This window comes from Streptomyces klenkii, from assembly GCF_003626645.1.
Lineage (GTDB): Bacteria > Actinomycetota > Actinomycetes > Streptomycetales > Streptomycetaceae > Streptomyces > Streptomyces klenkii.
On the sequence record NZ_RBAM01000014.1, the window covers coordinates 22488 to 37294 of the forward strand.

Annotated in this window: 14 protein-coding genes; 5 read left to right on the top strand and 9 right to left on the bottom strand. The window is 73.7% G+C overall.

The genetic code is table 11. The features are described 5' to 3' along the window. The first annotated feature begins 122 nt into the window (after positions 1-122). Positions 123-1517, top strand: coding sequence for a GNAT family N-acetyltransferase (locus tag D7231_RS28000; protein WP_120758352.1), 1395 nt, complete (start codon positions 123-125; stop codon positions 1515-1517). Between the two features lie 76 nt (positions 1518-1593). Beyond that, complete coding sequence (locus D7231_RS28005; RefSeq protein WP_120758353.1) at positions 1594-3279, top strand: DUF885 domain-containing protein; 1686 nt, start codon at positions 1594-1596, stop codon at positions 3277-3279. A 63-nt stretch (positions 3280-3342) separates the two neighbouring features. Here D7231_RS28005 and D7231_RS28010 read toward each other — a convergent pair whose 3' ends face one another. The 3 genes from D7231_RS28010 to D7231_RS28020 form a co-directional block, all read right to left on the bottom strand. Beyond that, positions 3343-3714, bottom strand: a complete 372-nt coding sequence (locus D7231_RS28010) for a hypothetical protein (RefSeq protein WP_030364379.1) — start codon at positions 3712-3714, stop codon at positions 3343-3345. After that, the gene (locus D7231_RS28015) at positions 3714-3944 is read right to left on the bottom strand and encodes a hypothetical protein (RefSeq protein ID WP_030364380.1); all 231 of its coding nucleotides are present in this window, start codon (positions 3942-3944) and stop codon (positions 3714-3716) included. Before D7231_RS28015 ends, D7231_RS28010 begins: the two co-directional genes overlap by 1 nt. Before the next feature lie 73 nt (positions 3945-4017). Beyond that, positions 4018-4500: a rhodanese-like domain-containing protein gene (locus tag D7231_RS28020; protein ID WP_120758354.1), complete on the bottom strand. Its 483-nt coding sequence runs from the start codon at positions 4498-4500 to the stop codon at positions 4018-4020. A gap of 94 nt (positions 4501-4594) precedes the next feature. Between D7231_RS28020 and D7231_RS28025 the strand changes: the two genes are divergently transcribed. Then, the gene (locus D7231_RS28025; RefSeq protein ID WP_120758355.1) at positions 4595-5041 is read left to right on the top strand and encodes an Lrp/AsnC family transcriptional regulator; all 447 of its coding nucleotides are present in this window, start codon (positions 4595-4597) and stop codon (positions 5039-5041) included. Positions 5042-5157: 116 nt separating this feature from the next. On the opposite strand, the gene D7231_RS28030 is transcribed toward D7231_RS28025, so the two are convergent. Next, positions 5158-8310, bottom strand: a complete 3153-nt coding sequence (locus D7231_RS28030; RefSeq protein WP_120758356.1) for an AAA family ATPase — start codon at positions 8308-8310, stop codon at positions 5158-5160. Continuing rightward, positions 8307-9479: an exonuclease SbcCD subunit D gene (locus D7231_RS28035; protein ID WP_120758357.1), complete on the bottom strand. Its 1173-nt coding sequence runs from the start codon at positions 9477-9479 to the stop codon at positions 8307-8309. The genes D7231_RS28030 and D7231_RS28035 overlap by 4 nt, the downstream gene beginning before the upstream one ends. Positions 9480-9600: 121 nt before the next feature. Here D7231_RS28035 and D7231_RS28040 point away from each other — a divergent pair, with 121 nt between their 5' ends. After that, positions 9601-10620 (top strand): polysaccharide deacetylase family protein, encoded by a 1020-nt coding sequence (locus D7231_RS28040; protein ID WP_120758358.1) that lies wholly within the window; start codon positions 9601-9603, stop codon positions 10618-10620. Between the two features lie 47 nt (positions 10621-10667). Here D7231_RS28040 and D7231_RS28045 read toward each other — a convergent pair whose 3' ends face one another. Continuing rightward, positions 10668-11294, bottom strand: coding sequence for a YigZ family protein (locus D7231_RS28045; protein ID WP_120758359.1), 627 nt, complete (start codon positions 11292-11294; stop codon positions 10668-10670). 58 nt (positions 11295-11352) lie between these two features. Between D7231_RS28045 and D7231_RS28050 the strand changes: the two genes are divergently transcribed. Continuing rightward, entirely contained in the window at positions 11353-11790 is a 438-nt protein-coding gene (locus D7231_RS28050; protein ID WP_120758360.1) for a CoA-binding protein, read from the top strand. Between the two features lie 133 nt (positions 11791-11923). On the opposite strand, the gene hemC is transcribed toward D7231_RS28050, so the two are convergent. From hemC to D7231_RS28070, 3 genes are all read right to left on the bottom strand, one after another. After that, on the bottom strand, positions 11924-12892 hold the full coding sequence (gene hemC / locus D7231_RS28055; RefSeq protein WP_120758361.1) for a hydroxymethylbilane synthase: 969 nt from the start codon (positions 12890-12892) through the stop codon (positions 11924-11926). Then, the gene (locus tag D7231_RS28060; RefSeq protein ID WP_120758362.1) at positions 12889-13647 is read right to left on the bottom strand and encodes an NUDIX domain-containing protein; all 759 of its coding nucleotides are present in this window, start codon (positions 13645-13647) and stop codon (positions 12889-12891) included. Before D7231_RS28060 ends, hemC begins: the two co-directional genes overlap by 4 nt. Positions 13648-13931: 284 nt before the next feature. Next, entirely contained in the window at positions 13932-14783 is an 852-nt protein-coding gene (locus D7231_RS28070; RefSeq protein ID WP_120758364.1) for a helix-turn-helix domain-containing protein, read from the bottom strand. Positions 14784-14807: the final 24 nt, after the last annotated feature.

Here is a 14807-nt window from a genome sequence, read left to right on the forward strand (position 1 = left end):
TACGCAACTGGTTGCGCTGTCCGCATGGCCGAAAATGGGGCAATTGGCGAGAACGAGTCGATTAACTCACCGGACACGCGCTGTTCGTGATCACGCAACACCCCTCCGTCAGGGTGGTGCCCATGACGGACGAGACCACTGCGCACCCCCACCGCCCCCATCGCTGGCGGCGGGACATGGTCGAGCTGGCCGCCCTCTTCACCGCGGTCGCCGCCGCCGACACCGTGGCCGACACCGTCGTCCACGGCTCCGACGGACCCGTGCTCCTCGCCTCCTCGGCCGCCGCCCTGCTCGCCACCACCGCCTTCCACACCTGGTGGGCGCGGCGCACCAGCAGCCGCGGCCGCACTCCTCAGCCGAAGCAACCGAAGCAATCGATGCAGCCGGAGCAGCCGGAGCAGCCGCGGCAGGACCCCGCCGCGGAAGACGCCACCGGCACCACCCTGTGGCGGATGCGCACGACCGTGCGCGACGAGCCCGGCAGCCTGGCCGCCCTGTGCACGGCTCTGGCCGGACAGCAGGTCGACATCCTCTCCCTGCAAACGCACCCCCTGGCCGACGGCGTCGTCGACGAACTCCTCCTGCGGGCCCCCGCCGCCCTGGCCGCCGCACACCTGGCCGACGCCGCGGCCGCGGGCGGCGGCCGCGAGACCTGGCTGGAGCGGGCCGACGCCCACGACCTCGTGGACGCGCCGACCCGGGTCCTCAACCTCGCCACCCGTACCGCGCTCGACGCCGCCGAACTCCCGCTCGCACTGCGCCGGCTCTTCGGCCGCTGCACGATCCGCTCCGTGCCCGCCCGCTCGCCGCGCGGCGGCGGCGAAACCGCCGGGCAGGTCCCGGCGGAAGGGGTGTGGGAGGAGACCGTGATGCGGCTGCGCGACCCCTCCGGCGGCACCATCACCATCGAGCGCCCGTACCTGCCGTTCACGCCCACCGAATTCGCCCGGGCCCGCGCCCTCGTCGAGCTCGACGCCCGGCTCGGCCCGCGCGTCCCGCCGCGCGCCGACGTCCTGACCCTGCCCGAAGGCAACGAGATCACCATCCGGCGCGCCGGCGCCGAGGACCTCGCCGCGGCCCGCGCCATGCAGGAGCGCTGCTCCGCCGCGACGCTCGCCCAGCGCTACCACGGCCCGGCCGGCGACGCCGACCGCTACCTGCGCCACCTGCTGAGCCCGCGCTTCGGCCGCACCCTGGCCGCGTACACCGCGACGGGCCGCCTCGTGGCCCTGGGCCACCTGCTGTGGGACGGCGACGAGACGGAGGTCGCCCTGCTCGTCGAGGACGACTGGCAGCGGCGCGGCGTCGGCGGCGAACTCCTGGGCCGCCTGGTCGAGCTGGCCGTGGCGGACGGCTGCCGCAGCGTCTACGCCGTCACGCGGTCCTCCAACACCGGCATGGTCGCGGCGATGCGCGCCCTGGACCTGCCGCTGGACTACCAGGTCGAGGAGGGCACGCTCGTCGTCACCGTCCGGCTCGCCCCGGCCCCCGTTCCGGCGCTTCCGCCCGCACCATGACATTCCGCCCGCCCGCCGGCGCCGGACCTGCAAATACCCGGTGACGCGGCGTACTCCTCCGTACGAGGATGTCCGCATGCCGAACGATACGAGCACGCTGCTCCCCCGCCAGGTCGCCGACGCCTACGTCGACGCGTACACCGAACTCGACCCCATCACGGGCACCTATCTGGGGGTGCCGGCGTCCGCGACCCGGCTGCCGGACTTCTCCCCGGCGGGCGCGCGGGCCGTCGCCGACCTCGCGCGCGCCACGCTCGACCGCCTCGCCGAGGCCGAGCGGCAGCCCGGCGCGGACGCGGGCATCGAGCGGCGCTGCGCCCGGCTGCTGCGCGAGCGCCTGACCGCGGAGCTCGCGGTGCACGAGGCGGACGAGTACCTGCGCGCCGTCAGCAACATCCACTCGCCGCTGCACTCGGTGCGCGAGGTGTTCACCATGATGCCGACCGACACCGCCGGGGACTGGGCGGCGATCGCCGAGCGGCTGCGGGCCGTGCCCGCGGCCCTGGAGGGCTACCGGGCCTCGCTCGCCGAGGGCCTGGAGCGCAAGCTGCCCGCCGGCCCGCGCCAGGTCGCCGCCAACCTCACACAGCTGGAGGAGTGGATCGGCACCGGCAGCGGCTGGTTCGGCGACTTCGCCGCGGACGGCCCGGAGGAGCTGCGCACCGAGCTGGACACGGCGGCGGCCGCCGCGACGGGCAGCCTCGTCGTGCTGCGCGACTGGCTGCGCGACGTCTACGCGCCGGGCGTCGAAGGCGCCCCGGACGTCGTGGGGCGCGAGCGCTACGCCCGCTGGTCGCGCTACTGGAACGGCACGGACCTCGACCTCGACGAGGCCTACGCGTACGGCTGGTCGGAGTTCCACCGCCTCCTGGGCGAGATGCGCACCGAGGCGGAGAAGGTGCTGCCCGGCGCGAAGACGCCGTGGGAGGCGCTGGCCCACCTCGACGAGCACGGCACGCACATCGAGGGCGTCGAGGAGGTGCGGGTCTGGCTGCAGAATCTGATGGACGAGGCCATCGAGGCACTGGACGGCACCCACTTCGAGCTGGCCGAGCGGGTCAAGCGGGTCGAGTCCCGCATCGCCCCGCCGGGCGGCGCGGCGGCCGCGTACTACAGCGAGCCGTCGGAGGACTTCTCCCGGCCGGGCCGCACCTGGCTGCCGACCATGGGTCAGACCCGCTTCCCCGTCTACGACCTGGTGTCCACCTGGTACCACGAGGGCGTCCCGGGCCACCACCTCCAGCTCGCGCAGTGGATGCACGTGGCCGATCAGCTCTCGCGCTACCAGGTCACCCTCGGCGGGGTCAGCGCCAACTGCGAGGGCTGGGCGCTGTACGCGGAGCGGCTCATGGACGAGCTGGGCTACCTCACGGACGCCGAGCGCCGGCTGGGCTACCTCGACGCGCAGATGTGGCGCGCCATCCGGGTGATCGTGGACATCGGCATGCACGTGGAGCTGGAGATCCCGGCGGACTCCCCCTTCCACCCCGGTGAGCGCTGGACGCCGGAGCTGGTGCAGGAGTTCTGCGACCTGCACAGCGGGCGTCCCTCGGACTACGTGGAGAGCGAGGTCGTCCGCTACCTCGGCATGGCCGGCCAGGCGACCGGCTACAAGCTGGGCGAGCGGGCCTGGCTGGCCGGCCGCGACGCGGCCCGCGCCGCGCACGGCGACGCCTTCGACGCGAAGGCCTGGCACATGGCGGCGCTGTCACAGGGCTCGCTGGGCCTGGACGACCTGGTGGCCGAGCTGTCCGTGCTGTGACGGCGGGGGGCGGGCCCCCGGGCCCGCCCCTCCCTTTCCGCTTCTGCTTCCGCTTGCGGGCCGTCAGATCCGCCAGGTGCGGATGCGGTCGGCGCATTCGTAGACGTCGACGCGGTACTCCTTGATGTCGCGCGCGAGGTCCACTATCGACCCGTACGGCGGGTCGATGCCCTCGCCCGCCGCGGCCATGTACGCGACGACGACCATGCAGGCGTACAGGCTGCTGCGCACGGGCAGCGGCTGGAGCCGGACGAGGGTGTGCATCAGGGCGGCCGCGCGCCAGGCCGCGTCGGGCTCGTGGTCGAACTTCGCGACGTCGAAGGCGTGCCGGGAGACGGCGGCGGCGAGGGCGGTGTAGTCGTGGACGGCGGGCTCTTCGTACAGCTTCTGCTCCTGGACTCCGAGGAGCCAGGGCAGGTCGATGAGCAGCGGCATCAGGCGGCGGCACCGCCCGTGGACGGGGGAGCCTCCTCGGGGAAGGCGGCGTCGAACTCCGCCATGTGCTCGTTCCAGAACTTGGCGGCGCGCTCCACGAAGCGGCGGCGCTGCTGCTCGCGCACGGACAGGTCGTGCACGTACGCCTTGATGCTCTTGCCGTCCGCGGCAGCGGCCTCGCGGATGGCCGCGAGCTCCTCTTCCGTGAATTCGATGTTGAGTGCCGGCATGGCACCACGGTACCGGCCGGGTGCCGGGATCGGCAGCGCCCAGGGACCTGGGATTCCGGGGCCCCGCCTCCGGTCAGCAGCCGCAGTCGTCCGCGGCGAGCGGGGCGGTCAGCGGGTCCGGCGGGAGCTGCCGGGTGCCGTCGGCGGTCTCTACGGCGTAGCCCTCGCGGATCCAGTACTCGATGCCGCCCAGCATCTCCTTGACGCGGTAACCGAGCCGGGCGAGGGCCAGGGCGGCGCGGGTGGCGCCGTCGCAGCCGGGGCCCCAGCAGTGGACGACGACGGGGACGGCGGGGTCGAGGAACTGCCGGGCCAGCTGCGGGATCTGCGCCGTGGGCAGGTGGACGGCGCCGGGGACGTGGCCCTGGTCCCAGGACGCGGTGGAGCGGGAGTCCACGACGACGAAGTCCGTGGCACCGGCGGCGAGGGCGGCGTGCACGTCGGCGACGTCGGTGTGGAAGGCGAGCCGGGCCGCGAAGTACGCGGCGGCATCGGCGGAGGGCGCGGGCGGCACGGCCATGACGCGGCTTGCGGGGGCGGGAGCAGGGGTGGTCATGGCAGTGAATCTACGGCCCAAGATCACCGAGCAGAACCGTCAATCCTCGGCAAAACTCTTGAGTTACCGGTGATTTCACTGTTAGACATCGCCCATGACCGGCTATTCCCCCGACGCCACCGACTGGCGCATCCTCGACGCCCTCCAGCACAACGGACGCGTCGGCTACGCCGAGCTGGCGCGGATCGTGAACATGTCCTCCAGCGCCGTCACCGAGCGAGTGCGCAGACTGGAGGAGGCGGGCGTCATCGGCGGCTACACGGCCGTCGTCGACCCGGAGAAGCTGGGCATGCCCGTCCTCGCCTTCGTCCGGCTGCGCTACCCCAACGGCAACTACAAGCCCTTCCACGACCTGCTGGAGACCACGCAGGAGATCCTGGAGGCACACCACGTCACCGGCGACGACTGCTTCATGATCAAGGTCGCGGCGCGGTCGATGCGGCACCTGGAGGAGGTCGCGGGCCGGATCGGCGCGCTGGGGTCGGTGACCACCAGCATCGTCTACTCCTCTCCCCTCCCCCGACGCGCGATCGGTCGCTGAAGGCCCGGCCTTCAGGAACGGCCTGTCCTGCTCCCGGTCCTGCCGAGCGCGAAGCGCCGATCGGACGCCGGCCCGTCTTCACCGGCGCCCACAGGCCGGAGCCCCGTGCGGTGCGGTCAGTCGTGCTGCGCGCCGCCGGCGATTTCGTGCCGTACGGTCGAGCCCGACCGGCCCTTGACCACTCGCAGTTGGGTCGGCACGCGCCGGCGCAGGTCGGCGACGTGGCTGACGATGCCGACGGCGCGGTCCCGCTCGCGCAGCGCGTCCAGGACGTCCAGCACCTCGTCCAGGGTCTGCTCGTCGAGGCTGCCGAAGCCCTCGTCGATGAACAGGGTGTCGAGCCGTACGCCGCCCGCCTCCTCCGTGACGACGTCGGCGAGGCCGAGGGCGAGGGCGAGGGAGACGAAGAAGGTCTCGCCGCCGGAGAGGGTGGCGGTGTCGCGCTCCCGGCCCGTCCAGTGGTCGATCACGTGCAAGCCCAGGCCCGAGCGGGCGTTGCCGCCGGCCCGGGCGTCGGAGTGGACGAGCGTGTAGCGGCCGGCGGACATGCGCCGGAGCCGGGCGGTCGCGGCGGCCGCGACCTGTTCGAGGCGGGCGGCCAGGACGTACGACTCCAGGCGCATGCGGCGCTCGTTGCGCGTGGACGTGCCCGCGGCGAGCGCGGCCAGTTCGGCGACGCGGTGGTGCTCCTCGCGGAGCGGGGCGAGGCGGCGGGCGTCGGTGAGGGCCGCGGCGGAGAGGCGGTCCAGGTCCTTGCAGCGGGTGCGGGCGGCGACCTCGGCGACGGAGGCGTCGCGGAGCCTCGCCGCGGCCGCGTCGAGGGCGGCGGCGGCCGCCCCGGGGTCGGCGGCGGGATGTGCGGCGGCGTCCACGGCCGCGGGGTCGGCGAGGGCTTCGGCGACGGCGGCCTCCTCGCGGGCCCGGGCGTCGAGCCTCTCCTGGAGCTCCCGGCGGGCCGCCGCGCCGAGCACGGCCTCCTCCGCGAGCGCGGGGTTGCCGAAGCCGGCGCGGAAGGCGGCGTCGGCGAGGCGGGCGTCGGCCTCCTTGAGCCGGCCAGCGGCGTCCGCGGCGGCGCGGACCGTCTCGACGGCGCCGGCCAGGAGGTCCAGCTGCCGCTCCAGGTGGGCGGCGCGGCGGGCGACGGACGTCTCGCCGGCGCGGGCCCGGGCCAGCTCCTCCTCCAGGGCGGCCAGGTCGTTTCCGAGCTGTTCGCGGCGGGTCGTACGGGCGGCGGCCCGCGTCAGGGCGGCCTGCCGGGCCTCGCGGCGCAGGTCGTGCTCGCGCTCGGCCTGCCGGAGGGCCTCCTGGGCCGCGTGCAGGTCCGCGCCCGCGGCGCGCGCGGCGGCCAGGGAGCGGCCGAGGTCGCCGGCGAGCGCTTCGAGCTCCGCGGCGGTGGCCTCGCCCGCGTCGGCCTCGGCGCGGGCGAGGGAGTCGCGGAGCCCCTGGAGGTCGCGGGCGGCCTCCTCCCGTACGCCGTCGGCGCGCTGGAAGGCGGCCAGGGCGGCCTCCTCGTCGGCGCGGTCGACCCGGCCGGCCGCGGCGCGCGCCGGGTCGGGGTGCTCGGTGGCTCCGCACACCTTGCAGGCCACGCCGGTTTCGAGCTCGCCCGCGAGCTCGGCGGCGATGCCGTCCAGGCGGCGCTCCTTGACGTCGAGCCAGGTGGCGCGAGCGGCGACGGCCCGTTCTCGGGCGCCGGTCAGCGTCCGCTCCGCCGCGGCGGCGGCCGCGGTGAGGCGGTCGCGTTCGCGGGCGGCGGCCAGGCGGGTGCGGAGGGGGCCGGTCCCGGCCTCCAGCCGGTCTGCTCGGTGGGCTTCGGCGCGCGCGGTCTCGACGCGCTGCTCGCAGGCGGCGCGCAGCGCTTCCCAGCCGTCGAGCCAGCCGGTCAGCTCGGCGAGCTCGTCCTCGCCGGCGCGGGCCTCGCGCTCCAGCGCGCGCAGCTGGACCTCGATTCCGGCGGCGCGCTCCTCCGCGCGGCGGGCGGCGGCCAGGGAGCCGAGCTCCTCGCGGAGCTGCCGCTCCAGGGCGGCGAGCTGTCCGGCGCCCGCGTCGCGCCGGTCCTCGGGGAGGGCCGCGCGGACGCGCTGCTCGGCGGCGGCCGCCGCGCGGTGGGCGCGGTCGGCTTCGGCGCGCATCTCCAGGACGGGGACGACGCCGTCGGCGGCGAGGGCCCGCCGCATCCGCTCGCGGCCGGCCTCGTGCGCGTCGCGCTGGGCGGCGAGGGCGTCGGCGCGGCGGCGGGCCTCGGCGTGCCGGTGCTGGAGCCGGGCGAGTTCGCGTACGGCGTCGGCGTGGTCCTGGGCGGCCCGGTGGGCTTGTTCGGCGGTGCGCGCGGCGACGGCGGCGGCGTCCCGGCGTTCCCGGGCGCCGCTGCGGGCGAGGGCGGCCCACTCCAGGACGGCTTCGGCGAGCCCGGGGGCGCCGGGGGCGAGCGGGGCCGTGGCGGCGCGCTGGGCGGGGACGGCCTGCCCGGCGGCGGACTGCTTCGCGGCGCGGGGTGCCGGGACGCCGCCGCGGGTACGGCCGGCAGGTGCGCCGGCACCGCCCTCGGCCGCCGCGGCGGGCGACGGCGTGCCCACCTCGGGCAGCGACGGGTCGCCGGCGGCCTGGCGCATCCGGTGGGCGAGGGCGAGCAGCCCGTCGTCGCCGGCCCGTACGCCGGTCTCCGCGGCGCGGCGCAGCTCCGCGAGCCGCTTCTCGACGGCAGCGAAGCGGCCGGTGTCGAAGAGCTTGCCGAGCAGGTCGCCGCGGGCGGTGTCCTTGGCGCCGAGGAAGCGGGCGAACTCGCCCTGGGGCAGGAGGACGACCTGGCAGAACTGCTCCCGGCTCATGCCGAGGAGCTGCTTGACCTCCTCGCCGATCTCCTGGTGGGAGCGGCTGAGCCCCTCCCACTTCCCGTCGCGGTGCTCGCGCAGCTCGCTCGCGGCCCGCTCCTTGGTGAAGCCCGTGCCCTTCTTCTTGGGGCGCAGCTGCTCGGGGCGGCGCGTGATCTCCAGGCGGCGGCCGGCGACGGTGAGGTCGAGGACGACCTGGGTGAGGGTGTCGTCGCCGGCGTGGTCGCTGCGCAGCACCGGGCTGCCGGCGGTGCCCTGGCGGGCGCCGGGCACCTCGTTGTAGAGGGCGTAGCAGACGGCGTCGAGGACGGAGGTCTTGCCGGCGCCGGTGGGGCCGTGGAAGAGGAAGAGCCCGTCGGCGGACAGCGCGTCGAAGTCGATGTGCTGGGTGCCGCCGAAGGGGCCGAACGCGGTGATCGTCAGCCGGTGCAGCCTCATCGGGCGCCCGCCTCCTCGGAGCTCTCGGTGAGCCGTACGTGGTCGAGGGCGGCGGTGAGGATGCCGCGTTCACGGTCGTCGGCCGCGAGCCCGCCGCGGACGTGGGCCACGAAGTCCTCGGCGATCTCCTGGTCGCTGCGGTCGCGCAGGCGCGTGGCGTACGAGGCGAGGGGGTCCTGCGGCGAGCGCTCGGGGTCCAGGACGAGGCTGAGCACGTGCGGGAAGCGCTCGGCGAGGCGGGCCATGGGCTCGTCGGGGCGGTGCGGGTCGGTGAGGGTGGCCTCGACCCACGCGTCCTCGTGCCGGGCGAGGGCCGGGTCGCGGAGCAGGTCGTCGAGGCGGCCGCGGATGCGGGCGAGGGGGCGCGGCACGGGGCAGTCGATCCGCTCGGCGGCGGTGAGGGTGCCGCCGGCGCCGAGGTCGAGGAGCCACATGGTCTTGCGGTGGTCCGCCTCGGAGAAGGAGTAGGCCAGCGGGGAGCCGGAGTAGCGGACGCGCTCGGTGATCGTCTGGCAGCCGTGGAGGTGGCCGAGGGCGGCGTAGTCGACGCCGTCGAAGACGGCGGCGGGGACCTGGGCGACGCCGCCGACGGTGATGTCGCGCTCGCTGTCGCTGGCGGTGCCGCCGGTGACGAAGGCGTGGGCGAGGACGACGGAGCGGGTGCCGGCGGGCCGCGCGGCGAGGTCGGCGCGGACGCGGTCCATGGCGGCGGCGAGGACGTCCGTGTGGCCGGCGCGGGCCGCGCCCAGCTCCTCGCGGACGAGGGCGGGCTCCAGGTAGGGCAGGCCGTAGAAGGCGACGTCGCCGTGGGCGTCGGCGAGGACGACGGGGGTGCCCACGCCCGCGGGGTCGGTGCGCAGGTGGATGCCGGCCCGGTCGATGAGCCCGGCGCCGACGCCCAGGCGGCGGGCCGAGTCGTGGTTACCGGAGATCATGACCGTGGGCACGCCGAGGTCCGCGAGCCGGTGCAGCGCCTCGTCGAAGAGGGCGACGGCGCCGAGCGGGGGGACGGCCCGGTCGTGGACGTCGCCCGCGACGAGCACCACGTCCACCTGCCGCTCCCGGACGGTGCGCACCAGGTGGCCGATGAAGGCGCGCTGGGCGTCGAGCAGGTTCACGCGGTGGAACGAGCGGCCCAGGTGCCAGTCGGACGTATGCAGGATCCTCACGGGCCCCAAGTGTTCCATCTGCGGAGGGGTGGCCGGGCACGGCCCCGAGTGGCCGAGCACGGCGCCCCGATGGGCGTACCGGACGGGCGGGGCACCCGACCCGCTGAAAAGATCCGGAAATATGCGACTCATACGAAATGTCCTTGCTCGGCACGGCCGTGGCGCACACCACCGCATACGCCGCCCCCTCCCCCTCGTCCTGACCCTGCTCCTGCTGCTCGCCGGCGCCGCCGCGTGCGCGGGCGGCGACGCGGCCCTGCCCGGCGCGCGCGACGGCCAGGACGCGGCCGGCCTCGGACAGCTCAAGGGGCAGGCCCGCCGGCAGGGGCAGGAACAGCAGGGACAGGAACGGCAGGGCCGTGAGGAGCAAGGGCGGGAGGAGCAGGACCAGGAGCAGCAGGCACCGGCGCCGCCGAAGGTCAAGCTGACGCCCGAGCAGCGGCTGGCCGCCGCGCAGCGCTGGGGCCTGGACCAGGCACCGCTCGTCGCGCCGTCCCCGCCGAGGGAGAAGCCCCGGCTGACCACGCCGGAGTGGGCGGACCAGGGCCCGGACCTCATCCCCGCGCCCGCCCACGTGCCGACCGACCAGAAGATCGCGTTCCTGACGATCGACGACGGGGCGGCGAAGGACCGGGAGTTCCTGGACATGGTGCGGGACCTCCAGATCCCGCTGAGCGCCTTCCTCACCGACGAGTCCGCGGCCGAGGACTACGGCTACTTCCGCGACCTGCACGCGCTGGGCGTCTCGATCCAGAACCACACGCTGCACCACCCGCAGATGAACCACATCTCCGAGGACGAGCAGTACACGGAGATCTGCGGTCAGCAGGACATCCTGGAGCGCGAGATCGGCGTCCGGCCGACGCTCTTCCGGCCGCCCTTCGGCGACTTCGACGCCGACACCCTCGCCGTCGCCGAGGAGTGCGGCACGCGGGCCGCGCCGCTGTGGAACGAGGAGGCCTTCGCGGACCGGATGGACTTCCGCCACGACGACCAGCGGTTCCACCCCGGCGACATCATCCTCACCCACTTCAACGGGCCCAAGGCGTGGGGCGGCACCATGTGCGACATGCTGCGCACCGTGCTGCGCAAGGTCACGGAGCAGGGCTACGCGCTGGCCCGGCTGGAGGATTACGCGTAGGGGGGCCGAGGCGGGGGCGCGGGTCAGGCAGGGGCGGGGCCGGCGGCTCAGGCGTCCCCGTACGCCTCGCCGCCGAGTTCGAGGCGGGCGGTGCCGGCCGTGGTGTCCGCGAGCCAGGCGCGGAAGCCCTCGACGTCCGCCTCGGGCAGCCCCACCTCGATCCGCACGTCCGCGCCGTAGCGCACCTCGCGCACGGCGCGGCCCGTCGCCCGCAGGTCGTTCTCCAGCTTCCCGGCGCGCTGGTGGTCGACGGTGACGGACGCGAGCCGGAAGCGCTGCCGGGTGACGGTCCCGAGGGCGTCCAGCGCCTCGCCGACCACGCCCCCGTACGCGCGGATCAGCCCGCCCGCGCCGAGCTTGACGCCGCCGAAGTAGCGGGTGACGACGGCGACGGCGTAGCGCACCTCGCGGCGGACCAGCATCTGGAGCATCGGCACGCCGGCGGTGCCGCCCGGCTCACCGTCGTCGCTCGCCTTCTGCACCGATCCGTCGGCGCCCAGCACGTAGGCGAAGCAGTGGTGGCGGGCGGTGGGGTGCTCCTTGCGGATGCGCGCGACGAACGCCTGCGCCTCCTCCTCCGTAGCGGCGGGCGCGAGCGCGCAGATGAAGCGCGACTTGCTGATCTCGATCTCGTGCACGCCCTCGCGCGCGACCGTCCGGTACTGCTCCGTCATCCCGCCAGCCTATGCGCCGGCCGGGGAATGGTGACGGGGGGATGATCGTTGAGCGGGCATGTACGCGGAACCGGGGATCATCCGGAAGATCATCGAGGAGACCGGCGACACGTGGGCGCTGGTCGGTCTGTCGTCCAACCGGCAGCGGGCGGCCTACGGCGTCGCCGAGGTGCTGCGCCGCCACGGCAAGCGCGTCGTGCCGGTGCATCCGAAGGCGGAGCCGGTGCACAGCGAGCCGGGTTACGCCCGCCTCGCGGACATCCCCTTCCCGGTCGACGTGGTGGACGTGTTCGTCAACAGCAGCCTCGCGGGCGCCGTCGCGGACGAGGCGGTCGCGATCGGCGCCCGGGCGGTCTGGTTCCAGCTGGGGGTCGTCGACGAGGCGGCGTACGAGCGGACGCGCGCGGCCGGCCTGGACATGGTGATGGACCGCTGCCCGGCGATCGAACTGAACTCGCTACGGCTCCGCGACGAGCGCGGGGCGCGACTTTCCTGACCGTTCCCTCAGGCCGCTCGGGCAACTCTCCCCGCATCGATTCACCTGGAACGATGCGGGGACAGCCTGCCGTCTGAGCCGTTCGAACGGGGCTCGTGGTCCGCGCCTGGTCCGCAGACTCCAGGAGGGGTGGTCAGTGCGGGATGCCCTCGATGATGTCGCGGGCTCCCTGCCTCAGGAGCTCGGCACAAACGCGGGTGCCGAGGGTGGCGGGGTCGTTGTCGCTCTCACCCCAGATGTGGGCGTGAACGAACTTCGACCCATCGCGGGAGAAGACCATCCCCCGCAGGGAAAGCTGTCCATCAGGGTCGGTGATGCAGTGGCCGGCGATGGGGCTGTTGCAGTGCCCGCGCAAGCCGTGCAGCATGACCCGCTCAGCAGTGATCTCGGTCATGGTCCGCTCGTCATTGAGCCGCGCCAGCAGCGCCGCCACGGCCGCATCGTCCCGGCGGCACTCCAGGCCGAGCGTGCCGGCGCCGACCGCGGGCAGCATCTCCTCCACGCTGAACACCTGGCGCCCGCGGTGCGCGATCCCGAGTCGCTCCAGTCCGGAGGTGGCGAGGACCATCGCGTCGAGCTCGGCATCCACCCTCCTCTTGCCGTCGAGCTTCTCGACCCGCGAGCCGACCGCGCCGCGGACCCGTACGACGCTGAGATCGGGCCGCACCCGGTTGATCTGCGCTTTGCGGCGCACGGCAGAGGTGGCCACGACGGAGCCCGGCGGCAGGTCATCAAGGGTCTGCCGGCCGGAGCCCTCCGGGAAGAGCAGAACGTCACGCACGTCGTCCCGGAGGAGGTAGGCGGCGAAGATCAGCCCTTGTGGCAGGGGCCGGTCGCCGGGGACGTCTTTGACGCAGTGGACGGCCATGTCGACGTCGCCACGCTGGAGCATGGTGTCGATCTCTTTGACGTACAGGCCCTTGCCGCCGAGCTGGGCCAGGTCGCCCTGCCACTTGTCGGCCTCCGTGGTCACCGGCACCACGTCGATGGTCAGCTCCGGCTCATGCTTGCGCAGCAGGGCGGAGACCTGTTCGACCTGGGCGAGCGCCATCGGGGAACTGCGGGTGCCGATCCGGAGGGTGCGTTCGGGGAAGTCGGTCATGGTGTGGCCTCCTCGTTCCTGGCTTCCAGGTAACTGACGGGATGAGCGCGATGGGTGCGATGGGTGCGCAGTGCTCGTGCGACGCGTGCGGACAGTCGGGGGTGGAGCAGTTCGAGCGCGGAGCCGGTGTACTCCCACCGCCACGCATCGAGCTCCTCGCGTTGCAGGACGATGTGGCCGTCGTCACTGGAGTACAGACGAGGTCCGGTGAAGAGGAAGGACAGCCGGTCGCGCCGCTCGGGGCGGGCGGCCTGTAGCCACTCGACGGCGAGGAACTGCCAGATGTGGGTATCGAAGGTGAGGCCGAGTTCTTCACGGACTTCCCGCCGGACGGCGTCGAGGGGCGATTCCCCCGGTTCAACGATCCCGCCCGGCAGATGCCACGGCCCGTCGGCCTTCGCCGGGTGCACCAGCAACATGCGTCCCAGACGATCCATGATCAGCACGTAGGCCGTGACCGGGAACCCGTGCGCGATCGTGACGCCCCCGGCCCGCTCACCCCGGTCCCGGCCCTCCTCACCGGCCTGGTCCTGGCCGACGTCGGCGAAGTCGGTGAACGTCCGCCGAAACGGCCGGTGCCCCGAGTCCCGGGCATGCCCGAACATCCACGCCTCGACGTCACCGCGATCTACGAACCGGCCGGAGTGCGCCCCGCACTCCTCCTCGTCGCCGGCCACGCACTCCGCGATGTACTCGGGACACACCGCCTCGTCCTGCGTGATCGTGTACGGCACGAACCGAAAGACCCGGCTCACCGGTGCCCCTCCGAGTGCCTGCGCATCCGGATATCGCAGTCCGTAACGGTCGTGTAGTCACCCGCCGTCCGGGCATCCAACCGGGTGCCCGCCAATCTCGCACACTCATCACAGCCGGGCACCGGGTCCGGCGGCTCAAAGGTTGGCAACCCCAGGTGGGGGGCCGGTGACATGGTCGTCCTACGAGTGCACATCCCCGCTCCTCGCGTCGTCCGAATGACGACACGCTAGGAGCACGAACGTCCGCCGCCCTAGCGAGTTCTACGTTGTTGCACGCGAGTTCTTCACCGGAGTGAGTCGAGTGCTGCGGTCACCACAGCTCGGGCCGGCGTCCCGTACACGGCCAGGTCCCGCAGCTCGGAGAACGCTTTGACGTACATCGCGACCTCACCCGGTGCAGCGACCGTCACCTGGGCCGTCAGCAGTTCCACGTGGACCCGCTCGTCATCGAAGATGTTGAAGCCCTCCAGGGTCCACATGCCGCGGCTCCGCGCCGTGAACGGGATGATCCCGACGGAGACAGCGGGAAGCGACATGACCGACAGCAGGTGCCCCAACTGGCCGGCCATCGTCTCGGCATCGCCGATCTGGTACCTCAGTACCGACTCCTCAATCAGCAGGGTGAACCGATGCCCTGCCTCTTGGAGGACACGCGCCCGTGCCATGCGGGCGTCCACAGCCTCGGCCGTGTCGTCCGGGGTGCCATGGAACCGGCGGATGACCGACAGCAACGCGGACGCGTACGCGGGCGTCTGAAACAAGCCTGGTACGACGTGTGACGCATAGCCGCGGTGCAGCTTCGTACGCTCATAGAGCGGGATACGGGATTCCTGCAACCGCCGCAGGCCCGTGCGCTGCAAACGCTTCCACTCCAGGTACATGGAGTCGGCAGAGCGCGACGCCGCAATGATGTCCGCCGCCTGGCCGTCGGCGTCACATGCCGCGCACCAGGCCCGGACGTCCGCATCAGAAGGGGGCGTACGCGCATTCTCGATGCGCGAGGACTTGGACTTGTTCCACCCGCAACGTACGGCCAGCTCATGCCCTGTCAGCCCGGCGTCGAGACGGACCTCACGCAGCTTCGCCGCCACTGCCTTGCGCGCTGCTTCGACGCTCGATGACTGATACGTGGGCATGAGCTGACTCGTCCGCTGACGCCG